Annotated in this window: 23 protein-coding genes; 12 read left to right on the top strand and 11 right to left on the bottom strand. The window is 65.7% G+C overall.

Going from position 1 to position 24,270, the window contains the following annotated elements; translation table 11 throughout:
• Positions 1-2: 2 nt before the first annotated feature.
• Both HD883_RS10905 and HD883_RS10900 read left to right on the top strand, forming a co-directional pair.
• Positions 3-818: a transglutaminase family protein gene (locus tag HD883_RS10905; protein ID WP_179585635.1), complete on the top strand. Its 816-nt coding sequence runs from the start codon at positions 3-5 to the stop codon at positions 816-818.
• A 75-nt stretch (positions 819-893) separates the two neighbouring features.
• On the top strand, positions 894-1,766 hold the full coding sequence (locus HD883_RS10900; protein WP_257022138.1) for a proteasome-type protease: 873 nt from the start codon (positions 894-896) through the stop codon (positions 1,764-1,766).
• 18 nt (positions 1,767-1,784) lie between these two features.
• Here the strand turns inward: HD883_RS10900 and HD883_RS10895 are convergent, their stop codons facing one another.
• From HD883_RS10895 to HD883_RS10885, 3 genes are all read right to left on the bottom strand, one after another.
• Complete coding sequence (locus HD883_RS10895) at positions 1,785-3,566, bottom strand: putative bifunctional diguanylate cyclase/phosphodiesterase (RefSeq protein WP_373563346.1); 1,782 nt, start codon at positions 3,564-3,566, stop codon at positions 1,785-1,787.
• 181 nt (positions 3,567-3,747) lie between these two features.
• Positions 3,748-4,173: an OsmC family protein gene (locus HD883_RS10890; protein WP_179585637.1), complete on the bottom strand. Its 426-nt coding sequence runs from the start codon at positions 4,171-4,173 to the stop codon at positions 3,748-3,750.
• 113 nt (positions 4,174-4,286) lie between these two features.
• A complete protein-coding gene (locus HD883_RS10885) occupies positions 4,287-5,189 on the bottom strand; it encodes a LysR family transcriptional regulator (RefSeq protein WP_179585639.1) in 903 nt (300 codons plus the stop codon).
• Between the two features lie 118 nt (positions 5,190-5,307).
• Between HD883_RS10885 and HD883_RS10880 the strand changes: the two genes are divergently transcribed.
• The 3 genes from HD883_RS10880 (at position 5,308) to HD883_RS10870 (ending at position 8,629) form a co-directional block, all read left to right on the top strand.
• Positions 5,308-6,408 (top strand): ring-opening amidohydrolase, encoded by a 1,101-nt coding sequence (locus tag HD883_RS10880; RefSeq protein WP_179585641.1) that lies wholly within the window; start codon positions 5,308-5,310, stop codon positions 6,406-6,408.
• A gap of 33 nt (positions 6,409-6,441) precedes the next feature.
• Entirely contained in the window at positions 6,442-7,593 is a 1,152-nt protein-coding gene (locus HD883_RS10875; RefSeq protein ID WP_257022137.1) for a porin, read from the top strand.
• A 154-nt stretch (positions 7,594-7,747) separates the two neighbouring features.
• Positions 7,748-8,629: an SMP-30/gluconolactonase/LRE family protein gene (locus HD883_RS10870; RefSeq protein WP_179585643.1), complete on the top strand. Its 882-nt coding sequence runs from the start codon at positions 7,748-7,750 to the stop codon at positions 8,627-8,629.
• Between the two features lie 17 nt (positions 8,630-8,646).
• On the opposite strand, the gene HD883_RS10865 is transcribed toward HD883_RS10870, so the two are convergent.
• Together HD883_RS10865 and HD883_RS10860 are read right to left on the bottom strand one after the other, a co-directional pair.
• The gene (locus HD883_RS10865) at positions 8,647-9,630 is read right to left on the bottom strand and encodes a Bug family tripartite tricarboxylate transporter substrate binding protein (protein WP_179585645.1); all 984 of its coding nucleotides are present in this window, start codon (positions 9,628-9,630) and stop codon (positions 8,647-8,649) included.
• A gap of 76 nt (positions 9,631-9,706) precedes the next feature.
• Positions 9,707-10,618: a LysR family transcriptional regulator gene (locus tag HD883_RS10860; protein ID WP_179585647.1), complete on the bottom strand. Its 912-nt coding sequence runs from the start codon at positions 10,616-10,618 to the stop codon at positions 9,707-9,709.
• A 132-nt stretch (positions 10,619-10,750) separates the two neighbouring features.
• Between HD883_RS10860 and HD883_RS10855 the strand changes: the two genes are divergently transcribed.
• Positions 10,751-11,746 (top strand): amidohydrolase family protein, encoded by a 996-nt coding sequence (locus HD883_RS10855; protein WP_179585649.1) that lies wholly within the window; start codon positions 10,751-10,753, stop codon positions 11,744-11,746.
• A 70-nt stretch (positions 11,747-11,816) separates the two neighbouring features.
• On the top strand, positions 11,817-12,824 hold the full coding sequence (locus HD883_RS10850) for a Bug family tripartite tricarboxylate transporter substrate binding protein (protein ID WP_179585651.1): 1,008 nt from the start codon (positions 11,817-11,819) through the stop codon (positions 12,822-12,824).
• 42 nt (positions 12,825-12,866) lie between these two features.
• On the opposite strand, the gene HD883_RS10845 is transcribed toward HD883_RS10850, so the two are convergent.
• Genes HD883_RS10845 through HD883_RS10835 form a run of 3 tightly spaced genes read right to left on the bottom strand, consistent with a single transcriptional unit; the run spans position 12,867 to position 16,635 of the window.
• A complete protein-coding gene (locus HD883_RS10845; RefSeq protein ID WP_257022136.1) occupies positions 12,867-14,624 on the bottom strand; it encodes a CocE/NonD family hydrolase in 1,758 nt (585 codons plus the stop codon).
• 34 nt (positions 14,625-14,658) lie between these two features.
• Positions 14,659-15,645, bottom strand: coding sequence for a Bug family tripartite tricarboxylate transporter substrate binding protein (locus HD883_RS10840; protein WP_179585653.1), 987 nt, complete (start codon positions 15,643-15,645; stop codon positions 14,659-14,661).
• A gap of 30 nt (positions 15,646-15,675) precedes the next feature.
• Positions 15,676-16,635 carry an ornithine cyclodeaminase family protein gene (locus HD883_RS10835; protein ID WP_179585655.1) on the bottom strand — a complete coding sequence of 320 codons (960 nt, stop codon included), beginning with the start codon at positions 16,633-16,635 and terminating at the stop codon, positions 15,676-15,678.
• A gap of 168 nt (positions 16,636-16,803) precedes the next feature.
• Here HD883_RS10835 and HD883_RS10830 point away from each other — a divergent pair, with 168 nt between their 5' ends.
• Positions 16,804-17,793, top strand: a complete 990-nt coding sequence (locus HD883_RS10830) for a LysR family transcriptional regulator (protein WP_179585657.1) — start codon at positions 16,804-16,806, stop codon at positions 17,791-17,793.
• A gap of 25 nt (positions 17,794-17,818) precedes the next feature.
• Here HD883_RS10830 and HD883_RS10825 read toward each other — a convergent pair whose 3' ends face one another.
• On the bottom strand, positions 17,819-18,325 hold the full coding sequence (locus HD883_RS10825; RefSeq protein WP_179585659.1) for a RidA family protein: 507 nt from the start codon (positions 18,323-18,325) through the stop codon (positions 17,819-17,821).
• 190 nt (positions 18,326-18,515) lie between these two features.
• On the opposite strand from HD883_RS10825, the gene HD883_RS10820 reads away from it, so the two are divergent.
• Complete coding sequence (locus HD883_RS10820; RefSeq protein ID WP_179585661.1) at positions 18,516-18,833, top strand: YciI family protein; 318 nt, start codon at positions 18,516-18,518, stop codon at positions 18,831-18,833.
• Here the strand turns inward: HD883_RS10820 and HD883_RS10815 are convergent, their stop codons facing one another.
• On the bottom strand, positions 18,834-19,826 hold the full coding sequence (locus tag HD883_RS10815) for a LysR substrate-binding domain-containing protein (RefSeq protein WP_179585663.1): 993 nt from the start codon (positions 19,824-19,826) through the stop codon (positions 18,834-18,836).
• A gap of 189 nt (positions 19,827-20,015) precedes the next feature.
• Between HD883_RS10815 and HD883_RS10810 the strand changes: the two genes are divergently transcribed.
• Positions 20,016-21,089 (top strand): mandelate racemase/muconate lactonizing enzyme family protein, encoded by a 1,074-nt coding sequence (locus HD883_RS10810; RefSeq protein ID WP_179585665.1) that lies wholly within the window; start codon positions 20,016-20,018, stop codon positions 21,087-21,089.
• Between the two features lie 115 nt (positions 21,090-21,204).
• Positions 21,205-22,185, top strand: a complete 981-nt coding sequence (locus HD883_RS10805; protein ID WP_179585667.1) for a Bug family tripartite tricarboxylate transporter substrate binding protein — start codon at positions 21,205-21,207, stop codon at positions 22,183-22,185.
• A 106-nt stretch (positions 22,186-22,291) separates the two neighbouring features.
• On the opposite strand, the gene HD883_RS10800 is transcribed toward HD883_RS10805, so the two are convergent.
• Entirely contained in the window at positions 22,292-23,185 is an 894-nt protein-coding gene (locus tag HD883_RS10800) for a LysR family transcriptional regulator (protein WP_179585669.1), read from the bottom strand.
• Positions 23,186-23,327: 142 nt separating this feature from the next.
• Between HD883_RS10800 and HD883_RS10795 the strand changes: the two genes are divergently transcribed.
• Positions 23,328-24,269: an ABC transporter substrate-binding protein gene (locus tag HD883_RS10795; RefSeq protein WP_179585671.1), complete on the top strand. Its 942-nt coding sequence runs from the start codon at positions 23,328-23,330 to the stop codon at positions 24,267-24,269.
• The last annotated feature ends 1 nt before the right edge of the window (position 24,270 follow it).

Genomic DNA, 24,270 nt, shown 5'->3' with positions numbered 1-24,270 from the left:
CCATGCGTCTGTCGATCCGCCACCAGACCCGCTACACCTATGACAGCCCCGTGCTGTATTCCATCCAGCAGATCCGGCTGACCCCGAATTCGGCGCCGACCCAGTTCGTCGCCAACTGGGACCTGTCGGTGCCGGGCAAGCTCAACACGTCGCTCGACGCCTACGGCAATACGCTGCAGACGCTGGTGCTGACGCGGCCCATTACCGAGATGACCTTCACGGCCACCGGCGAAGTCGAAACCACGCCTTTGCAGGACGGCCGTCTGCTGGAAGGCCCCGGGCGGATTCCGCTCGAACACTTCACCTGCACGACGCCATTGACGGAAGTGGACCCTGCGATCCTGGATCTGGCCAACACGATTACCGACCTGAAGTCGCCGTCGTCGCTGGTCAACCTGGCGCAGACCATTCGCGGCAAGGTCGCCTACCAGACCGGGTCGACCGAAGTCACGGGCACGGCGGCCGAAGCCCTGGCCCAGGGCAAAGGCGTCTGCCAGGACCATGCGCATCTGTTCATCGCCTGCTGCCGCGCGCGCAATCTGCCCGCACGGTATGTCAGCGGCTACCTTGAAACCAGCAATGCACCCGAGATCGGCGAGCAGGCCGCCAGTCACGCCTGGGTCGATGTCTGGCTCGAAGACTGCGGCTGGATCTCGGTGGACGTGACCCAGGGCCAGTTCGCCAGCGAGCAGTATTGCCGGCTGGCAGTGGGACGCGACTACTCGGCGGCGGCGCCGCTGCGCGGGATGCGGGTCGGGGGCGGAAACGAGACGTTGTCGGTGGACGTCAAAGTGCAGGTCGTGGTCAAAAGCTTCTAGGCGATACGGGTCAGTCCGGGGCGCGACAGACGGTAGAATGGACGGTCCATCGCGTTCCACTTGTTTTCCCAGACCATGACTTACTGTGTCGCAATGAGCGTGTCCGACGGCCTCGTGTTCCTGTCGGATACCCGCACCAACGCTGGCGTCGATCACGTCAGCACCTTTCGCAAGATGGCGGTCTTCGAGCAGCCGGGCGAACGTGTGCTGGTGCTGATGACCGCGGGCAACCTCGCCCTGACGCAGTCGGTGGTGCAACTGCTGACCGAGCCGACCCATCCAGGTGGCCAGACCTTGTGGACGGTGCCATCCCTGTTCGAGGCGGCGCGCCTGATCGGCGAGGCCGTGCGCGAGGTCTACAAGCAGCACGCCGCGGCGCTGCAGGAATTCAACGTCGAATTCAATTGCAGCTTCCTGCTCGGTGGCCAGATCCATGGCCAGAAGATGCGGCTGTTCCAGATTTACGCGGCCGGCAACTTCATCGAAGCGTCGACCATGAACCCGTATTTCCAGATCGGCGAAGCCAAGTACGGCAAGCCCATCATCGACCGGGTCATCACGCCGTCCACGCCGCTTGACGAACTGGCCAAGTGCGCGCTGATCTCCATGGATTCGACACTGCGGTCCAACGTGTCGGTGGGCCTGCCGCTGGACCTGCTGGTGTATGAAAAGGACAGCCTGCGCGTGACCAAGTACGCGCTGATCGACCACACCAACGAGTACTACCAGATGATCCACTCGACCTGGGGCGAACGCCTGCGCCAGGTGTTTACCGAGATTCCGGATCCGAAGTGGACATCGTCGCCCCAGGCGGTGCCGGCGGGCGAACGCTCGTTCAAGGTTGAAGCGCCGCCGCGGGCCGACATGCCGATCGCCGGGGATATCGAACTGGTCCCGACGCCCGCCCAGACGTTGGCGCAAGAAGCGCCGCCCCTGCGCGACGCCTGATCGGCCGGGGGCGCCGGGTCAGACCAGCGTCGAAGGCTGCAGCAGGGTCGAAGGCAGCGGCGACAGGACGTGTTCGAAGGCCGCCGGGTTCAGCGGCCGCGAAAACCAGTAGCCCTGCGCTTCATCGCACCCGAGTCTGGTCAGGCTGTCGGCATCGTCGGCCGTCTCGACCCCTTCCGCCGTCACATGGATGCCCAGTTCATGCGCCATTGCGATGATGGCGCTGACGATCGCGCGGCCTTGCCGCCCGGTGGACATGGCCATGACCAGTGACCGGTCGATCTTGATCCGGTCCACCTGGAACCGGGTCAGGTAAGACAGGCTGGAATAGCCGGTCCCGAAATCATCGATCGCGATCTCGACCCCCATGTCCCGCAGGCCCTTGATCGTGGCCATGGCGGCCGACGTGTCATCCAGCAGCACGCCTTCGGTAATCTCGACTTCCAGGTAGGCCGGGTCCAGCGACGCGGCATCCAGCGCGCGCTCCACCATCTTCAACACGTCCACCTTGCGGAACTGGATCGGCGACACGTTCACGGCGATCCGCGGGCAGGTGCCAAAGCGCGACACGATACGCGCGGCCTGGCGGCAGGCCGTGCGCACCACCCATTCCCCCATGGGCAGGATCAGACCGGTATCTTCGGCAACGGGAATGAATTCGCCCGGGCCGATCGCGCCCTTGACCGGGTGATTCCACCGCAGCAAGGCCTCGGCCAGCGTGATGCGCCCGTTGGCCAGGTGGATCTGCGGCTGGAACGCCAGGGTGAACTGCTCGGTTTCCACCGCTTCCTGCAGCAGCACTTCCAGTTCCAGGCGGCGCGTGGACTGGGCCTGCATGGTGTATTCAAAATGGCGCAGGGTGTTGCCGCCCTCGTTGCGCGCGGCGCTCAGCGCCAGCAGCGCGCGCCGGATCAGGGACGTGGCTTCCGTGCCCGCGTCGGGAAAGGCGCAGGCGCCGGCGCTGACCGTCAGGCGCAGCTGGGTGCCCAGGTAATCCACAGGCTGGGCCAGCGACCGCAGCAGCGCGGCTTCGCGTTCCGGGCCCATGGTGCGCAAGCCAGTGGTCACGATCGCGAACTGGGTTGCGCTCATCAGCCCGACCGACTGGCTGGCGTCGCACCCGGCGCGCAGGCGTTCGGCCACATGCTTGATCGCGGTTTCGCGCGCGGCGGGACCCAGCGTGTCGTGCAGCTTGCGCAGATTGTCGATCTCGATCACCGTCAGCAACACGGGTTCGCTCATGACCTTGCGCCGCTGGATCGCCATGTCCAGGTGTTCTTCGACCCAGGTCTGGTTGGGCAGGCCCGTCAGTTCATCGTGGTGGGACAGGTACCACAGCCGCGACTGCTGCTGCGCGCGCCGCGTGTTGTCCATCACCATGCCCACATAGCCCTGCAGGCGCCCCGCATGGTCGGTCAGTTGCGACATCGTCAGCAACACGTTCACCCGGCTCTGGTTGCGGCGCACGTAGACCCATTCGGAATCAGGCAGGGTGTGGATGTCGCGCACCGGTCCCGCCGCGTAGGCGTGCTGGACGGGAACGGTGGGGGACAGCAATTCCTCGCGCCGCTGCTGCCATTCGCTGGGTTCGTGCAGGGTGTCGAAGGTGGCAACGCCGACCAGTTCGGCGGCGCTGTAGCCGGTCAGGCGTTCATACGCCAGGTTGACCAGCTGGAACGTGCCGTCGGCATCGCACAGGAACATGCCGCAGGGCGCGGCTTCAAGTGCAAGGCGATAGACCGAATCGGCGACCCAGGCCGGAGTCGACCAGGGGAGGGGGGTGGCATTCTTGCGCAGCACGCGTCGGGCTCCAGTCCGGAGTGTCGAGTTCGGGATGTCTTGCCGGATAGGCGCAAACAACAACGGGCCCACGAAGGACCCGTTCAACTCGATTATGCAGTGCTTTCCGAACGTGCGCGAGATGCAGCGCAACAACTGTTCCGGTGCTTGCGACTATCGCTGCGCTAGCACTTTCCGAACATCAGTTTTCGATCTTCGAATCCATCGTGATCGTGGCGTTCAGCACCTTGGAAACCGGGCAGCCGACCTTGGCGTTATCCACGGCTTTCTGCACGGCGTCCTTGTCGGAGCCAGGCGCCGTCACGGTCACGTCCAGGTGGGCGGCCGTAATGGCGAAGCCTTCGCCGACCTTGTCGAGCGTGATCGTCGACGTCGTCGCGATGTTTTGCGCGGTGATGCCAGCGTTGCCCAATTCCAACGACAGGGCCATCGAGAAGCAGGCGGCGTGGGCCGCGCCGATCAATTCTTCGGGGTTGGTGCCGGGGCCGGTCTCGAAGCGTGACTTGAATCCGTACGGGGCATCTTTCAGGACGCCGGTTTCGGTCGAGATCTTGCCTTGACCGTCCTTGATCCCGCCTTGCCAGACTGCCGAACCTTTCTTCTTCATGAGTCGCTCCTAAAGTGAAGGGCTAGCGTAGCTCGCGTGCGCGACCGTGCGTGCGACAGGGCGTCTCGACTTGGAAAGCGCCTGTAACTCGGCCATTGGCCGACAACCTGACGTTATTGGCGCACCAGTACCTCGCGCAGCGCTTCGACAAAGCGCGCCGCCGGTCCAGGTAACGGACGGCCCTTGAGCTGCGCGACCACCAGCGTGCTGCGCTCCAGCTTGCGGTCGGTGATGGGCCGGGCCACGACGCCATCCCGCGCCTCGGCCATCGGCGCACCCAGCGGAATCTGGAAGGTGACGGCGGTGGTGCCGCGCACGTAGTTGCGCAGCATTTCGAAGGAATTCGATTCCATCGCCACCTTGGGCTTGAGCGAGCTGCGTGCAAAGAACTGATCCAGCACGATCCGGCCACCCAGCGACCGGTCGGGCAGGGCGGCCGGGTAGGCCAGGCAGTCGGCCATGCTGACGCCCGGCTGCGCGGCAAGGGGATGCCCTTCGGCCATGACGGCGCACAGCGCCTGGTCTACCGTGAACAGGGGCAGCACGTCGGCGGCTGCGGGCGCGTGGTAGACGATGCCCAGGTCGGCCTGGAATTCCCGCAGCGCCTGGATGACGACCGCGTGGTCGGCCACGGTCACGGTAAAAGTGATGCCGGGATGCCGTTCGTTGAACTGCTGGATCACCTGGGGCAGGACGGTGTGGACCAGGGCCTGGCTGGCGACTACCGACACGCTGCCGCGTTGCAGGCCTTTCAGTTGCTCGATTTCGGCGCGCACACGTTCGAAGTCCGCCCGTTGGGCGCGTACATGATGCAGAAAGATCTCGCCCGCCGACGTCAGCCGCATGCCGCGGGCGTGCCGCTCGAACAGGGGCGTGCCCAGTTCCGCTTCCAGGTCCTGCAGGCGGCGGTCCAGCGCCGAAGGCGTCAGGAACAGGGCTTCGGCCGCCTTGCGAATGGAACCGCAGCGGGCGATTTCGTCGATGTGGCGGAAAACGCGCAGGTACTGGAGGGACATGGGACAGGATGCGAGCGTTGCTGGAATTCGAACAGGGTGCACCGACTTTAGCACTGGATACGATGCACTCGTGACGGCATGATGGGGCATCGTTGGTTGACTTTCCAGGAGCTTTTCCATGCAACGCGTTGGTGTCCACAAGATTCTCTGCAGCGGTCCGGGCGACATTTCGGGCGCTCTCACGCTGATCGACGCGGGCGAAATCGACCCGGCAGACATCGTTGCCGTCATGGGCAAGACCGAAGGCAACGGCTGCGTGAACGACTTCACGCGCGAATACGCCACGCGCGCCTGGTGCCACGCCCTGGCGCCGCGCCTGGACATGACCGCCGACGACGTGGAGCATCGCATTGCCTTCGTGATGTCGGGCGGGACCGAAGGCGTGCTCAGCCCGCACTTCACGGTGTTCACGCGCAAGGTGACTGACGATACGCATGACGGCGCGCCGCGATTGGCCATCGGCATTGCCTTCACCCGCGCCTTCCTGCCTGAAGAACTGGGCACCACGGTGCAGGTCAAAGAGACCGCACAGGCCGTCAAGGAGGCGATGGCCGAGGCTGGCATTGCTTCGACGGCGGACGTGCACTTCGTGCAGGTCAAATGCCCGCTGCTGACGTCGACCAAGATCGCCGATGCGCTGTCGCGCGGCCAAACGCCGGTTGCGCACGAAACCTACGAATCCATGGGGGCGTCGCGTGCGGCGTCCGCATTGGGGGTCGCGGTCGCCACGGGCGAGATCGCCGAATCGGCGGTCAGCAACGAATCGATCAACGCCGACTGGTCGCTGTTTTCGGGCGTGGCGTCGGCGTCGGCCGGTATCGAGATCGACTACAACGTCGTGATCGTGATGGGCATGAGCCGCGCGTCCGACAGCCCGTACGTGATCGACCACGGCGTCATGGATGACGCGATCGACGCCGACAGCCTGCGCGCCTGCCTGCAGCGCCTGGACATCGATCCGGGCATGGGCCGCGCGGCGTTGGCCGAACGTATCGTGAACGTGTTCGGCAAGGCGGAAGCGTCACCCGACGGGAAGGTGCGCGGCGTGCGGCACACCATGCTCAACGATTCGGATATCAACTCGACCCGCCATGCGCGTGCCGCAGTGGGAGCCGTGGTGGCCTCGGTCGTGGGGCAGAGCGCGGTCTATGTGTCGGGCGGCGCGGAACACCAGGGCCCGGCGGGCGGCGGCCCGTTCGCCGTGGTGGCGCGGGTGTAGCAGGACGGTGCTTTATACTGCCGGCGCGCGGGCTTGTCCCCGCGCGTTTTTTTTTGCCAGCGCCGCCTGGATGCCGAGTCGTTCCGGGTGCGCGCCTTGTCGAGCCTTGCAATGATCCGTCTGTTCCGCCCGGCGCCGGGCGCCTGGGCCCTGTCCCTGGCGGCCCTGTCCGCCGCACCCTGCCTCGTCCACGCCCAATCCAACGTCACCGTCTACGGCCTGATCGATACCGCCGTGCGCTACAGCACCCACGAGGGCGCGGACGGCAGTGGAAAGGCGCAACTGTCCGACGGCGTGCTGACCGGCAGCCGGCTGGGGTTCCGGGGCGCCGAAGAACTGGGCGGCGGCTACAAGGCCGAGTTCGTGCTCGAAACCGGCTATTCACCGGACACTGGCATCAACCAGCAGGGCGGCCGCCTGTTCGGCCGCCAATCGACGCTGGGCCTGTCGGGCGGCTTTGGCCGCGTGACGGTGGGCCGGCAATTCACGTTGCCGCAAGACGTGATCGGCAGCTACGAAGCCACCTACCTGGGCAACCTGGTGCTGTTGGGCTACCAGGGCACGACCTACACCGGCCTGCGCCAGGAAAATATGGTCAAGTACGTGGGCGCGGTGGGCAATACCACGCTCATGGCGAGCTACACCCCCGGTGAACGTCCGGGTCAGGCCGTCAGCACCGGCGCGACCTATGCCGGGGCGGTGTCGCACACCACCGGCCGCGTCATGCTGGCCGGCGTGTATCAGGTGCAGAAGGACGTTGAAAGCTACTTCGGGTCGGTCGTGCCTGCGACCCGCCAGACCACGTGGTCGGTGGGCGGGACCTATGCGCTCGACCGCGCCAAGCTCTACCTGGGCTACACATGGAACCACCTGGCGCAGTCGGACACGCTGAACCAGGCGGTCTACACGGGCTTCAACGCCACGCTGGCCCCGGCCTGGAGCCTGATCGGCGCCATCACCTATGACAGGCTGTCGCGGGGCGGCGCGTCGGGCCAGCGCGTCAGCACGGGCGCGATCCTGGGCTATGCGTTGTCCAAGCGCAGCGACGTGTATGTGGCGGCCGATTACACCTGGCTGCAAGGGGAGTGGATAGGCGTGGCGAGCACGCCGGGCTTCTTCACGCCCTTCTACGCATCGAACCCGACGCGGATCGGCGCGATGGCAGGCGTGCGCACGCGGTTCTAGTCGGCGGTTGTTGAGTCGGGGTGATGGGTCGGGTTCATGGGCCGGGTTGATGGGCCGGCGGAAGAGGCGTCGCCTTTGCTTGCCGCGTTTCCGCCGTCTCCGATATAGTTGAGAAAATCAACGATAGGCCGAAGGCAGGCCGGGAGACATTCTCATGACCCTCGACATTCACTGCGCCGTGCAGGGCGCGGACATTCTTGGCGAAGTGCCGTTGTGGTGCGATCGCACGCAGCGGTTGTGGTGGGTCGACGTGCGGCGTCCGGCGCTGCAGTCCTACGATCCTGCCACGTGCGCGCACCGCGCGATCCGGCTGCCCGACGGCCTGCTGACCGGCAGCATCGCCCTGCGTGAGGCCGGCGGTTTCCTGCTCGCGACGCAGCGCGGCTTTTTTGTGTACGACCCCGACACCGGCGAGCCGCCGCGTTTCATCAACCATCCCGAAGCGGACCTGCCGCACAACCGGCTCAATGATGGCAAGTGCGATCGGCGCGGCCGGTTCTGGGTCGGCAGCATGCGCGACGCGCAGCGCGAGCCCGACGGCACCCTGTATCGCTTCGATCCGGACTACCAGGCCACGCCCATGGCGACCGGTATCGTGGTGCCGAACTCGGTGGCGTGGAGCCCCGACGACAAGACGATGTACTTTGCCGACACGCATATCCAGATCATCTGGGCCTACGACTTCGACATTGACGAAGGTCGGATCACGAACCGGCGCGTGTTCAAGGATTGGACGCATCAGGTCGGCCGGCCTGACGGGTCGACGGTCGATGCGGACGGCTATCTGTGGACGGCGATGGTCGCGTCGGGCGAACTGGTGCGGCTCGCGCCGGACGGCAGCGTGGACCGCGTGATCCGGCTACCGGTCACGAACCCGACCTGTCCGGCCTTTGGCGGGCCAGACCTGGGCATGCTGTTCGTGACCAGCCATTCGCAGCGACTGACGCCCGAGCAACTGGCGACCGAGCCGGCCGGTGCGTTGCTGATGATGGACGTGGGCGTCAAGGGCATCAGGGAACCGCGCTTTCGCGGGTGAGCGCCGCACGGGCCGCCTCACTCGATCGGTATCTTCCGTTCGCGAATCACCGTCGCCCACTTGTCCTGTTCATTCGTGATGAAGGTCGCGAACTCCGCCTGCGTCATGGGGGTCTCGGTCAGCCCCGATTCCTCCATGAAAGCGCGCAGCCGTGCGGATGCGAGCACGTCGGCGATGTCCTTGTGCAGCTTGTCCTTGACCGGCTGGGGCGTGGCGGCCGGGGCAAAGAAACCGAACCAGGAACTTGACACCACATCGGGCACGCCGCTGTCGATGAACGTCGGCAACCCGGGTGCTTCTTTGAGCTTGTCGGTGCTGGCGACCGCAATCGCCTTCAGCTTGCCTTCCTTGGCCAAGGCCAGCGACGCCGGGAAGTGGAACATGGCGTTCACATGCCCCGCCAGCAGATCGGCCAGCGCCGGCCCCGCGCCCTTGTACGGCACGTGGACCATGGAAATCCCGGTCTTGGAGGCGAACAGTTCGGCTGTCAGATGCGGGCTGGACCCGTGGCCGGTGGACGCAAATTTCAAGGCACCCGGGTTGGCTCTGGCGTAGGTCAGCAGCTCGGCCAGATTGGTCGCCGGCACCGACGGATGCACGTACAGCACATTCGGCGCCGTCGCACCCATCGCGATCGGCGTGAAGGCATCGGCCGAATAGGGCAGGGACTTCATCAATACCTGGTTGGTGACGTAGCCCGTGCTGGTGAACAGCAGCGTCTGGCCATCGGCCGCCGCGCGCGCCACATACGCCGTGCCTATCGTCGTGCCGCCCCCGCCCTTGTTTTCGATGAAGACGGTGGTCTTCCACTTTTCGGTCAGCCCCTGCGCCACCTGGCGCACGATGCCATCCGTCAGGCCGCCGGGCGGGTAGGGCACGATGACCTGGACCGGCCGGGTGGGATAGGTCTGGGCGACAGCCCCCAGGGGCGCGGCCAGGGCGGCCACGGCGGCCGTCGCCCACATCGCACCGGCAAGCCGGCGGGTAGCAAACACGAACATGTCATCCTCCATTGCGCGAAGCATCAAGGTGCCCCGTCGTCGAATGCGAGTACGGTAGCGCAACAAGTTGTGTTTATCAACGAGATTCGACCGCGAAGTGCGCCGCGATGTGACGCATCAGCGTTGCTGTCGTGTCGCTGGGCCGCCGGCACGGCGTGTGCGCCAGCCGCAGTTCCATCTGCATCGGCTCGCCGGTCATGCGGATCACCGTCAGCACGCCGGCCGCCACTTCGCGTTCCACCGCGCGCGCCAGCGTGCACAACATGCCGACGCCCGCCATCGCCATCGCGCGGACCACGGCGGACTCGGTCGCGCGTGCCACGACCGGCGCGTCGGCAATGCCTGCCATCGCCAGCATGTCATTCATCTGCGGCCCGAAGCCGAGCCGATGCGTGGCGCGCACGAACTGGTGGCGGGCGACTTCCTGTGGCGATACGGCGGCGCGGCCCGCCAGCGCATGCGTGGGCGCGGCCACGATCACGAAGGTCACCTGCGCAATCACATCGGACGGCAAGGACGGCAATGCGTTTCGCGCAAGCAGGCAACCGACATCAGCCGTGCCCCTTGTCAGGTGTTGCACCACGGTGTCGGTATCGACGGCAAGCGTCGCCAGATCGGTGTCCGGCTGGTCGCGGGCAAAGCCGGCCAGACAGGGGGGCAACAGCAGACTGGCGACGGCGGGCTGGCAGGCCAGCACCACCTGCCGGCTTGCGGACTGGCTGCGGCGCGACAGGTCATCCGACAGATCGCTGGCATGGCTGAGGAGGGCGCGGGCGTGCGCCAGCAGCGCGAGGCCCGCATCCGTCAGCTGGCCCGAGCGGCCGCGCCGCCGCTCCACCAGATGTGTCCGGCTGCGTGCCTCGAGTGACCGGATGTGGTCGCTGACCGAGGGCTGCGTGATGCCCAGACGATCCGCGGCCGCGACAAAGCTGCCGGATTCGGCAACGGCAACGAACACTTCCAGGCTGCGGACGGAAAGATTGAGCATGCTCGAAAACTAGCACATATAGGCATCCGCCTATACCGGGTATAGCCCCAGCACCCGTTGCTTGCCGCCGTGCGCCGCGACCATACTTCGGGCCAGAGACGACCCGGCCGCCAGGCCGTACAGGAGCCGCCAATGAGCGACCAGGCACGACCCGTATCCGCACACGACCGCCAGCCCGATCCCCAACGGATCGACGTGCATTTCCACACCATCCCGCACTTCTTTCGTGATGCGGTGATCGCCGCCGGCCGGGGGCCCACCATCAGTTCCGGCTTTCCGGCCTGGACGCCCGATGCGTCATTGCAGCTGATGGACCGGCATGGCATTGCCGCCGCCATCCTGTCGGTGTCGCAGCCCGGCGTGCACTTTGGGGACGACGCGGCGGCGGCGGCGCTGGCCCGCCGGTGCAACGACTACATGGCGGGTCTGATCAGCGACCGGCCGACCCGCTTCGGCGCGTTTGCCACCGTGCCGCTGCCCGATGTGGACGCGGCCTGCAAGGAAGTCGCCTATGCGCTCGATACGCTCAAGCTGGACGGCGTATGCCTGCTGGCCAGCTATGGCGAGCGCTTCCTGGGTGACCCGCATTTCGAACCGTTGATGGCCGAGCTGTCGCGGCGGCGCGCGGTGGTCTTCATCCATCCCAACTTTCATCCGTCGAGCCGGACCATTCAGCTGCCGTACCCGGCGTTCATGATGGAGTTCCTGTTCGACACGACGCGCGCCGCCGCCAACCTGGTTTTCAGCGGCACGCTGGACCGCTATCCCGACATCCGGTTCATCCTGGCCCATGCCGGGGGGGCGCTGCCCTACATTTCGTGGCGCATGTCGGTATCGCCGGTGATTGATCCCCGGCTGCCGCGGCTGTCGCCCGACGACATCATGGAGCGGCTGGGACGATTCTGGTATGACACGGCGATCTCGGCGGGCCCGTCCACTTTTGGGTCGCTGGATGCCGTGGCGCGGCCCGACCGCATCGTGTTCGGCAGCGACTGGCCCTATGCGCCGGAATCGGTCACGACCCTGACGGTGGATGCGCTGACGCAGCCGGACCACTTCGACGCGAAGCGGCAACAGGCGATCGCTCGCGACAATGCGTTGCCGCTGTTCCCACGATTTGCTGGCTGAGCCCTGCGCCTGACATCGATGACGACGCCCGCGCAGACCGGGCGCGCCGCAACACACGGAGGAGACCCCCATGCTGACCCTGAAGATTCCTGGCCTTGCCGCAACGGTGGGCGCTACCACTCTGGCCGCACTATGCGCCGTGGCCGCCTGGCCCGGTGCCTCGTCAGCGGCCACGGCCGCGGACTGGCCCACGGGCATGGTGCGCATCATCGTGCCGTTTCCGCCGGGTGGCACGACCGACGCCATGGCGCGTCTGCTAGCCGAAGACCTGGCCAAGACCTCGGGCAGGTCGGTGATCGTGGAAAACCGGCCCGGGGCCAATACCCAGATCGGCACCGACGCCGTCGCCAAGGCCGCGCCCGACGGCCTGACGCTGCTCTTCACGACGTCGCCCTACGCCATCATTGCGGCTATGTATCCCAAGCTGCCGTACGACCCCGCCAAGGACCTGGCGCCCGTCGTACGCGTTGCCGAAAATGCCATGCTGCTGGTCGCCCATCCGGGCGCGCCGGCCAGAACGGTACGCGACATGGTGGCCCTGGCCAAAAACAAGCCCGGCGCGCTGACCATTGCGTCGGTCGGCAACACGGGCATGAGCTATATGTCGAGCGAACTCTTTGCCGCGTCCGCCGGAATCCAGGTGACCCACGTTCCCTACAAGGGCACCGGGCAAGCCATGCCGGACCTGTTGGGCGGGCAGGTGAGCTACTTCTTCGACAACCCCAGCACGTCGTTGCCGTATGTGCGGTCCGGCAAGCTCATGGCCATTGCCAGCACCGGCAGCAAACGTGAAGCAGCCTTGCCCGACGTGCCGACCCTGGCTGAGGGCGGGCTGACCGGCTTTGAAACCGTGAACTGGTATGGCATTTTTGCGCCCGCCCGTACCCCGGTCGATGTGCTGGACCGCATCAACCGCGACGTGGTCCGCTTCGTGACGCGGCCGGACGTGAAGGAACGCCTGGCCAAGGACTCGGTAGACGTCGTTGGCAGCACGCGCGCCGACTTTGCCAGCTTCCTGCAGAAGGACATGGCGAAGTGGGCAACCGTGGTCAAGGAACGCAATATCCGGCCGGAGTAGGCAAGGGCGGGCGGCAGCGGATCGCCCCCCGAGTGCCGCAGGTCAATCCGCCGGGATCACCGGCAGCATCACCGCATTGTCCGCCGCATCACCAAAGTGCAGGGTCGTGACCCCGCCAAAGGTGTGCATCGGGCGGTCATCCGGATCGTCATGCACGAACGGGCCGCAGCCCTTCATGGGATGCTTCATGTTCGACAGCCGGGCCGCGGGGCCGTCCCATTCGTAATCCTTGCCGCGGACCGTGATCGCGATCCGGTAGCCGACCGGCACCACGATGCAGGTGGGCCAGATCTCGACATCCAGGGCAACAGGCTCGCCCGGGGTCAGTGGCCACGGTTCGTCGTGTGTGTAGTAGGGCCGGTAGGGCAGGCTCAGCGCGGCGTCCTGCTTGCGATGTGACGCGCGCAGCCAGCCTTGTCCGATCGGCGTGTGCGGGTCGAGCGCGCCGTGGAACACGACTTCGGTGCCCGACGGATCAAACACGCGCAGCACCGCAAAGATGTCCGCGTCGGTCGTCGACGACGACACCTTCAGGCGAAGCACCGACGGGCCGGTGATTTCGGTGTCGGTGGTCATGGGCAACGATCGGAAGGTCAGGCCGTCGCCCATCGCGTCAAAGTCGAGCGTGCTCAAGCTTGAGCGGGCGGGTTCCTGGCTCAGGCTGAGGTCATCCGGATTCAGGTGGAAGCGGGTCCACTGCGTGCGGGCCAGGGGCCATTCGTGTTCACCGCGCACCACGAAACGATCAACATGGCGGATCTGCAATTGCACCGGCGCCTGGTCTTCCCAGCCGGTCGCCTCGCCCTTCAGGAAATGCCCGAAAAAGCGCTTCTGCAAGGTCACGCCGTAGTCGGTATAGAACTCGGCCCAATGCGCGCCGCCGTGCATTTCCAGCCACTTCTGCGTCGATGCCGATCGCATGAAGGCTTCGATATTGCCGCGCAGATGCAGCCCTTGCCCGCCCCAGTTGCCGGCCGACAGGAACGGCACGGTGATCCGGTCGAAGTCGGGGGAACGCTCCCGGTAGTAGTCGTCGTCCAGCGGATGCTGGATCAGTTGCCGCCACATGTCGACCCGGTTGTCGGCCAACTGGTCTTCCGGCAAGGTGTCGGGGCCGCATACCCATTCGCCGTTGAAAGCGCTGCGGGCGCCACGTTCGCCGCGTCCATGCTGCACGGTCTTGACCTGCATCTCGTGCCAGTTCTTGGCAAAGACACACAGAATGCCGCCGTGGTGCGTGGCTTCGCGATAGCGGTCACTGTTGCCTTCCCACGCGCAGATGGCGGCCAAGTTGGGCGGTTGTTGCGCGGCTGCGCGCCAGGCGTTGATCGCGTAGTACGAAATGCCGTTCATGCCGACCTTGCCGGTGCACCAGGGCTGCGCGGCGGCCCACTCGATGCTGTCGACGATGTCTTTTGTTTCGCGGGGCGAGTGCTGGTCGGATACGCCCGGCGATCGGCCGGCCCCGCGCGAATCGATACGAATGCAGACGTAGCCGTCGGGCACCCACTTTTCCGGGTCGACCACTTCCCAGTTCTGGTAGGCGTTGGATGAGCCGCGCGCGGTGTCCGGGTGCTGCTCGACCATGATGTCCCATGCCGTCTTGTAGCCTTCCTGAAAGGCGAGCCCTTTGCCATACGGGCCGTAGCTCAGCAGGACGGGATAGGCCTGGTCGTCGTCCGGACGGAAGACATCGCAGCGCAGGACGACGCCATCGTCCATGGGAATGGGCGTGTCCCAATCGATGCGCATGCCGTCCCGCGCTTCGCTGCGCAGGGGGGTAAGGGGTGAGGTGCTCATGCTTCGTTTCCTGATGAAAGGCGGGGCGGGCGGCTTACTGCGCCTTGATGTTCTTGTCGGCGATCACGCGAGCCCAGGTGGCTTTTTCGGCGGTCATGTCCTGCGTCAGGCTGGCCGGGCTGCCAGCGATGATTTCCGATCCGTCCTTGTCCGCCCGCGCCTTGAATTCCGGCAGGGCCATGATGCGGGCCACCTCGGTCTGCAACTTGTCGCGAATGGCGTCGGGCATGCCTTTCGGGCCGAACACGCCGGTCCAGATGTAGGCTTCGACACCGCGCACGCCTTCTTCGGCGGCCGTCGGTACGTCGGGCACGGCAGGCGAACGCTTGGATGCCGTGACGGCCAGGCCACGCATCTTGCCGGCCTGCACCATGGGCTGCGAAAAGCCGACCGAATCACACATGAAGTCCACTTCGCCCGCGGCCAGGGCGGCCTGCGCCGGGGCAGCGCCCTTGTACGGTACATGCACCGTGTCGATGCCGGCGGCAAGGTTGATCAGTTCGCAGGCCAGATGGCCGCCGCTTCCAAGGCCGACGCTCGAATAATTGAGTTTGCCGGGACGCTGTTTGGCGAGCGCGACGAACTCTTTCAGGCTCCTGGCCGGCAATGCGCTGGACACCAGGAAATACATGGGATAACGGATCACCATGGTGACAGGCGTGAAGTCGGCGACCGAGTCGAACGAGGCAGGCTTGTGCAGCAATGGACCGATCACCTGCGCACTGTTCGAGGTGAACAGCAGGGTGTAGCCGTCGGGCGCGGCCTCCTTGACGATGTTGCTGCCGATCAACCCGGTGGCGCCCGGTTTGTTGTCAATGACAACCGTCTGCTTCCAGGTCTCGCTCAGCTTCTGGCCGATCAGCCGCGCGTAGGCGTCGGTCGGGCCGCCCGCAGGGAAGGGAACGACCAGCCGGATCGGACGGCTGGGATAGTCCTGGGCATGGGCGCCCAGAGGCAAGGCAAGGCCCAGGCAGGCCCCGACAATCAGGGCGGGCGCGCCGGGCAGGCGGATGAAGGTCATGCGTGTCTCCTGGTGTGTCCGCGGGAATATCTAGATCCCCACTGGTAAATCGGTACCCAATCCTTGCGTGTGGGCGAGCGGCAGCAAGCGGGCGCCCACGATGATGTCCTGGATGGCCAGGCCCAATGATTCGAAGCACGTGATGTCGTCGGCGTCGCGCCGCCCGGGACGCCGGCCGGTGATCACCTCGCCCAATTCGTGGATGTCGCCCCAACCCAGGCGGCCTTTTTCCAGCAGGGGCAGCAGGTCGCCGCATTCCTTCTGGGCAACGGCGCGGCCGTCTACGACGATCGCGTTGCAGCGTTGCAAGGTCGTCTCGTCGACTTCGCGCTTGCTGAGCATGTTCGCCCCGGCGGCGTTCACGTGCGTGCCGGGGGCGAGCCAGGCGCCGTCGAACACCGGCACGTCCGACGTGGTGATGGTGGTGACGATGTCGCTGCCGCGGACCGTGTCTTCGGCGCTTTCCGCTGGGCGGACACGGATGCCGACCCGGCGCGACATGGCGTCGCAGAAGGCTGCCAGTTTCCGCGGATCGCGGGCGTGCACCTTCACTTCCCGAATGGACCGTACATGGCAGACCGCTTCGATCTGGCCGACCGCCTGCCTTCCGCTGCCGAACACGCCCAGCACCGCGGCGTCCGCGCGGGCAAGGTGCCGGGTCGCGACGCCGCTGGCCGCGCCGGTGCGCATCATCCCCAGTGTCTGCGCCTGCAGGATCCCGGCAAGGTGGCCATCGGTCGTGTCGTAGACATGGAGCAGGAAGCGCACGACCCCCTGGCTGATCGTGTAGACCTTGTAGCCCACGGCCTGTTCGCTGGGCACCAGGCCCTGCAACAGGTGCTGCGTCGTGCCTGGCGTGCGCAGGCGTTCACGCGGAATGTTCTGCGCGGCGCCGTCCGCCATTTCGGCCATGACCGCCTCCACGGCGTCCAGGGCCATGGGCATGGTGAGCAAACGTCCAACATCGTCTTCGGTCAGGAATCGGGCCATGGGGTCTCGTCGCAGGAACGGGGGCAGAAGGTCAGGAAGCACGGCATCGTTGCCTGCCGCTGTGCGACTGTAGAGGCGCGGCGTGTCATTCAGGAAATACCGTGTTTTGATGGAAGCGATAACATTGTGTGATGGGACGGCGGGTTGGCGTTCCGGGATCATCATTCGATGATCGACAGTCAGGGAGCGGTCGTCGTGGATCTGTTGCAGCTTCGGTATTTCGTGCAGGTGGTGGACCTGCGCAGCTTCACCAAGGCGGCGGCTGCGCTGCATATTGCCCAGCCGGCGATCACGCGGCACGTGCATCTGCTGGAAGACGAGCTGGGCGTGCAACTGCTGTATCGCCACAGCCGCGGCGCCGAGCCGACGGAAGCGGGCCGGCAGTTGCGCATGGGCGCGCAGGCCATTTTCCGCTTGCTGGAACAGACGCGGGCCGATGTGATCGCGTCCAGCGCGGTGGTGTCGGGTTCGCTGCGCATCGGCTTTCCGCCATCCATGGGGGATTTGCTGCTGGGAGACGTCATCGGCACTTTCCGGTCACGGCACCCCAATGTCGAACTGAGCCTGCAGGAAGGCTACAGCCATGCCATGCGCGATGCCCTGCTGGGCGATCGTCTGGACCTGGCCTTTATTACCGGGCAGGACGTCAACCCCTTGCTGGTCACCACCCACCTGTACGACGAGCAGATCTGGCTGATGGAGCCCCCGGCGGCCGATGGCGCGCCGCGACGCAAGAAGCGCTATCAATTGGCCGATGTGGCCAGCCGCGACTTGATCCAGCCCAGCCGGGCCAACACGCTGCGCCAGATGCTGGACGATCAGGCCGCGCGCCAGAAATTGACACTCAAGGTCGTGGTCGAAGCGGAAGCGCTGCACCTGATCAAGGACCTGGTGCGGCGCGGGGTCGGTAGCCATCTGTCGCCGTATTCGGCCGTGGTGCGCGGCATCGAACGCGGCGCGTTCATCGGCGGGCCGGTTGCCGGCCTGTCGGTATCGCGCTTCCTGGTGCGGCGGGTGGATCGTCCGGTCAGCCTGGCGCTGACCCGGTTCCAGGACATCCTGACGGCGCGTCTGGCAGAGATCCATCAGACCGCCAAAGGCGCGGTCGTGTTGCCGGGCCCGGCGGATGGAAGCCGGCAGCGCAGCCGCAGGCGCTAGCCCGTTCCCGTGTCGGCCGGACCGGTCAGCCCCGCACTTCGAACAAGGCTTCGATTTCCACCGCCACCCCGTAGGGCATGCTGGCCACGCCGACGGCCGTGCGGGTATGGGCGCCCGCTTCGCCGAACACGGTCATCATCAGGTCCGACGCGCCGTTGACGGCATCGGCCACCTGCGTAAAGTCGGGTTCGACGGTCACGAAACCCCGCAGGTTGATGACCGACACCACGTCATCCAGGCCATGGGTCAACAGCGCGCGGGCCTGCGCCAGGACATTGAGCGCGCTCAATCGGGCGGCGTCCTGCGCTTCTGACAGCGTCCACCGGCTGCCGACGCGGCCCACGTACCGCAGTTCGCCATTCCAGCTGGGCAACTGGCCGGACACCCACAGCTGGTTGCCGACGCGGCGCGCCATCAGGATGCGGGCGGCACGCGGGCGCGCCGGCTCGGGCAGCTCGATCCCCAGACGGCGCAGGCGCGCTTCGGGTAATTCGTCGGCGTCGATGGGTGGCGGGACAGGATGGTTGGTCATGGTGAAGCTCCAGAAGAATGAACCAGGAAGCGGGCGCGAAACAGACACAGCATGCGCCGGTTTCGTGACCCGGTGCTGACGGTTTGTGCGCCCGCCATAACCGGCCGGTTGTAGCGGGCGCACCAAGTGGAATGGGGCGGGGTCCGTGCGCGCTTCTATGATGGGCGCCTGCACCGACCAGGATAGCCGCATGCTCTACATCATCTACCAGGAAGACCGCGACGACGGCGCCGCCGAGATCCGCCAGCAGGTCAAACCCGATCATCTTGCCTACCTTGACCGCTTCGAATCCGTGCTGGTGCTGGGCGGGGCCCTGCTTGCCGAAGACGGCGTCAAACGCACCGGCAGCGTGCTGATCCTGAACGTGCCCAGCCTGGCCGATGCCGAAGCGTTTTCCTTGAATGAACCTTTCCGCAAGGCGGGCCTGTTCAAACGGGTTTCGATTTCCCGCATGCGGCGCGGCCAGTGGAATCCCGACGCGGCGCCCGCATCGGCAGAAGGCCACTGATCACGACACCGCGCCGGGCGCCTGCACCCGCGCCGCGCCGGGCGCCGCGTGATACAGCTCGGCCGCCGCTTCACGCAGACAGGCAATCATCGAGATGGCCGCGTCCGACAGCTTGAAGGTGTCGTTGGTGCTGATGCCGACCGGCAAGGCGGGGTAGCCGATATCGATCGGCAATTGGGTCAACAGGCCTTGCTGGATATCCGCCTGCACCACTTGCCAGGGCAGCGCCGCCACCGCCGGCCGCTGCGCCAGCAGGCTGCGGATCAGCGGCACCGATACCGTTTCGATAATGCGGCGGGGCCGCGGCAGGCCTTCGCGCATCAGAAACAGATTGATCGGCGTACGCACCACACTGGTCGCATGCGGCATGATCCACTCCTGGTCCAGCAGGTCGGCGGCCACCAGCGAATCGCGCTGCGCCAGCGGGTTCTGGCTTCCGGCGACCAGCACGATGGGCTCGAAATACAGCGGCACCTGCGTGATCCACTCCATGTCGCCCAGGTCCGTCATGCGCCCGACCACGATGTCAATCTCGCCCGCCACCAGGCCGCCCATCAGCTTTTCCTTGTTGCCGTCCACGACGGTGATCCGCGCGGTGTCGTCGCGGTCAAAGAAAATCGACAGCGCCCGGGGCAGCAATTGCGGCAGGGCGACCATGTAGCTGCCTATCGTCAGCTTGCCACCTCCGCCATGCCGCAAGGCGGTCAGCTCATCCGCGGCGCGCCGCAGTTCCGCGTGCACCGATCGGGCATAACGGATGACATGGCGGCCGAACACCGTGGGCGTCACCCCCTTGGACGTGCGTTCGAACAGGGGCTCTTCCAGCAGGGCTTCCAGTTCGTGAATCGTTTTCGAGACGGCCGGCTGCGACATGTGCAGGGCCTCCGCCGCCCGGGACACGGTGCCGCAATCGGCCACCGCCTTGAGCAGCATCAATTGACGCAGCTTGATCTGGGTGGTCAGGATACGTTCGATCGAACGATCGGCAGACATGGGGAATCCTTGCCGGAGCTTGGGCGGTTGATTCCGCGATCTTAACCAACAACGCCCGCATTGCCATGCCATGCCGGGAGCCATAACCGTTTGGTTCTCGCACCGCACCAAATGCGAATGCAGCGGGCAAAAGGGCGCTGCTAGAGTCGGCCTGACGAACTGCCTTCTTTTATCTGCTGGAGACTTCGCGTGCGGATCCTTGCCTACGAGATCGAACATATCAGCCTGCCCGACGAAGACCCCAACTGGAAATTCGCGGGGCAGGCCTATCCCACCAATGACGCCTGCATCCTGACCATCATTGCCGAAGATGGCACACGGGGCATCGGGTATGCCGCCGCGTTTCCCCATCTGGCCGCCACGGCCCTGGGTGTCGAAGGTGCCCTGCAGCGCATCTGCACCGGGCTGGTGGGCCGCGACGTGATGGCGATCGAGGGCAATCTGCGCTTCGTGAACGGGGCGCTGGTCGGCAACCATCCGGCCAAGGCCGCGATCGACTGCGCGCTGCATGACCTGAAAGCGCGGCTGCTCGAAGTGCCCCTGTACGAACTGCTGGGGGGCAAGGTCGTGGACCGCATCGCCATCTGCCGCATGCTGGGACTGAAAGCGCCGCACGAGATGGCCGAGCGCGCCCAGCGCCTGGTCGATCAGGGCTACCGGCACCTGAAGCTGAAGGTAGGCGGCGAGGTGCGCGACGACATCGCCCGCCTGGCGGCCGTACGCAAACAAGTGGGCGACGCGGTGCGATTGGTTGCGGATCCCAACCAATCCTACCGGGCCAAGGATGCCATCGCCTTTGCCCAGCGCGCCGTGGACTACGACGTCGACATCATCGAGCAGCCCGTACGCACCGACGATCTGGAAGGCCTGCGCCATGTCACGCAACTGTCCAGCATCGCCATCGAAGCCGACGAAAGCGCCTATTCGGCCGAGTCCACCTACCGGCTTGCCGCCACCGGCGCGATCGACGCTGTCAGCCTCAAGGTGCCCAAGATGGGCGGCCTGCGCGCCGTGCAGACCGCCGCGCGCATTTGCGAAGTCGCGCACCTGGGATGCCGCATGGGCGCCAACGTCGGCAGCCAGCTGCTCGCCGCCCATGCCCTGCACCTGGCGGTGACCCTGCCCAACCTGACCTACGCGTGCGAACTGGCCGAGTTCCAGAAACTGCTGAACGATCCCTTTGAAGGATTGACCGTGCAGGACGGATACCTGAGCCTGCCGGAAGGCCCCGGGGTCGGTGTGCATCGCCGGGCCGTGTCTTAACGTGCCGCTTTCCGTCGCTTGCCCCAGGTTGTTCTTGCCCTTTGTATTGCGTGTCCCCTGTGTTGTTCGCCCCTGTGTCGTTCGTCCCTGTGTCGTCGCCCCTCCTGGAAAGATCATGCGCCTACGTCTTCGCGATGTTGCCACCCGCCTTCTTGCGGGCGCCCTGATGGCGCTTGCCGCGACGGCATCCGTCGCACAACCCGCAGGCCGCACCCTCCGCCTGGTGGTGCCCTTCGCCGCAGGCGGACCGGCCGACGTCATCGCCCGCAAGATAGCCGACCGCCTCGGCCCGCAGCTCAACACCGTGGTCGTGGTCGACAGCCGCCCCGGCGCCAACGGCGTGATCGGTGTGCAGGCCGTATCGAAAGCTGCCGCGGACGGCAGCGTGCTGCTGTTCGCCACCTCGGGCATGCTCACCATCAGTCCCGGGCTCTACAAGGACCTGAGCTACGACCCGCTGCGCGACCTGACGCCCATCGCGCGGGTGGTGGCCAACGGCAGCGCGCTCCTGGTCAACAAACAGGTGCCGGCCAACAACATCAAGGAATTTGTCGCCTATGCGGCCAAGTCCGCCACACCCGTGGCTGTCGGGTCCGCCGGCACCGGCAACATCACGCACCTGTACCTCGAACTGCTGAAGGAATCGACCCGCGCGAACCTGGTGCACGTGCCCTACAAAGGCGTCGCCCCGGCCCTGGCCGACGTCATGGGCGGCCAGATCGCCGGCGTCTTCGTGGACCTGCCCGCCGCGCTGCCCCTGATCAGGGCGGGCACCGTCAAAGCCCTCGGCATGGTCGGCGACACCCGCAGCCCCGCCGCGCCCGACATCCCCACCATCGCCGAACAGGGCTACCCCGGCGTCGACGGCGTCAGCTGGTTCGGCATCCTCGGCCCCGCCGGCATGCCGTCCGCGGCCGTCGACCGCGTCCACGCCGCACTGGCGCGCGTGCTGAGCGAACCGGAGGTGGTAAAGGGCCTGCAGGACATCGGATCCGTCCCGTCGCTGGATACGCCGCAGGAGATGCGAAAGCTGATCGCTGACGAACAGGTGCGGTGGGCGGGGCTGATCAAGGCGCGGAACATTACGGTGGATTGAGCGTGCTCGGGATAGCGCACGCTCAAAAACGAGCGTGCGCAAAAACGCGCGCGCTCCGAATCGAGTGCGATCAAAACGAGCCCGCGCGCGACGGTGCTTCTGACGCTCAGCGTTTCGCCTGGGACGCCACGGCAGTCTTGTTGGCAACATCCACGAACAGCGCAATCGCCGGTGGCGCATCGCCGCGCCGCCACACCGCCCCCACGGTCGATCGGGGCGAGTCGCGCAACGGGCGGTAGACGATCTGGCTGGGCTTGGCCCAGCGCATCGATTCGGGCACCAGCGCGATCCCCATGCCCACGCCCACCAGTCCGACCGCGGTGTTCAGGTTGGACGAGACATCGGTCACGGTCGCTTCGAAGCCTGCCCGTCGGCAGATCGACTGAATCGATTCGAACAGGGCGGCCGAATTGCGGCTGGCCTTGAGGAAGACTTCGTCTTTCAGATCGATCAGCGACAGATGCTTGCGGGCGGCGAGCGGGTGATGCAGCGGCAAGGCCACCATCAGGGCTTCGTCATACAAAGGTGCGGTCATCAGGTGCGATTCGTCCACCGGCAACCGCATGATGCCGATATCGACCAGTCCTCTTGCCAGGGATTCGAGCTGCTGTTCGATCTGCATCTCTCGCAGGCGCAGCGTGATCTTGGGATAGCTGTCGCGAAAGTTGCGGATGATCTGGGGCAGCAGCGCCTGCGTGGTCGAGAAACTGCAGGCCACGCTCAGTTGCCCCTCTTCGCCTTTGGCAATACGGCGGGCCCGGCCGACGATGTCGCCCAGACCCGCCAGCCAGGGCCCCAATTGCTCATACAGATCGCGACCTGCCGCCGTCAGCGCGACGCTGCGTTTGGTACGGTGAAACAGGGTCGCGCCGATATCGGCCTCCAGCGCCTTGATCTGCTGACTTAGTGGCGGCTGCGACATATTGAGCCGCGCGGCTGCACGACTGAAGTGAAGTTCCTCGGCGACCACCACGAAGTAGCGCAACTGACGAAGTTCCATAATATGCAAAACGTCTTAATCGGCCCGGAATTTCGTATTAGACACCCCTGGTCTCCTGGCACAAACTTTCCCGATGACTGATGGAGATCGCATGCCCACGCAAGCCTGTTGTGCCGTCCGACGTTTCCTTGCGCCGCTCCTTATGTATGGGAGCCTCACCCTGGCCGCCACCGCCCTGGCCCAGCCGCTTCCGCTGCGCCTGGGAACCGGTGGCGCGGCCGAGGAACAACTCTGGTTGATGCAGGCCAAGCCGGACGTCGGGCCGGAGCAAGGCAAGGCCTATACCCTGGACGTGACACGTTTCCCCGGCACGGACAAACGCTTCCAGGCCTTCGAAGCCGGCGCACTCGATTTGGCAACCGCCAGCGCGAACGCCGCCATGCTGGCTGCGTCGGAAGGCGCTCAGTTCAAGATCATCGCGTCGCTGTCGCGCGAGAGCACGCAAGGCTTCTCGACCAAATACTTCGTCAAGCAGGATTCCCCCGTCAAGACCGTGAAGGACCTGAAGGGCAAGACCATCGGCGTCAACAACCTGAACAGCTCATCGCATCTGTGGGCCAAGATGGTGCTGGAAAAAAATGGCTTGAATCCTGACCGTGACGTGACCTTCACGCCGGTCAGTTTTCCGGCACAAGGTGAAGCCCTCCGGTCAGGCAAGATCGACGTCGGCGCGTTTCCGCAGCCGTTCGCCACGGCCGAAGAAATGAAAGGCGGTGTGCGCACGCTGTTTACGTCGAAGGATGGCGTACCTTTCGATGAGGAACTGATGGTCGTCATCGCATCGCCTGCGGTGCTTGCCTCCAAGCCCGCGGCGGTCAAAGCCTTTCTTGGCGATCTGGTGGCGTCGACGCGGTACTACAACGGCAATCCGAAGCCGGCGCGCCAGGCTCTGATCGATGGGAAGCAGGTGCGCATCTCGCCCGACATCTATCTGCCGATGGCCGACTACTACCGGGACCCATCGGCCCGCGTCGACGTCAAGGCGCTTGGCCAGATGCAGGATCTGCTGGTTGCGAAGGGCTTTCAGCGCAAGGCCGTCGATCTGGCCACCCTCGTCGATCTGTCGTATCTGCCCGCGAAGTAGC

Origin of the sequence: Pigmentiphaga litoralis, assembly GCF_013408655.1 — a bacterium.
In the GTDB taxonomy this organism is placed as follows: Bacteria; Pseudomonadota; Gammaproteobacteria; order Burkholderiales; family Burkholderiaceae_B; genus Pigmentiphaga; species Pigmentiphaga litoralis_A.
The sequence above is the reverse complement of the archived record's forward strand: the minus strand, read 5'-3'. Positions and strand labels throughout refer to the sequence as shown.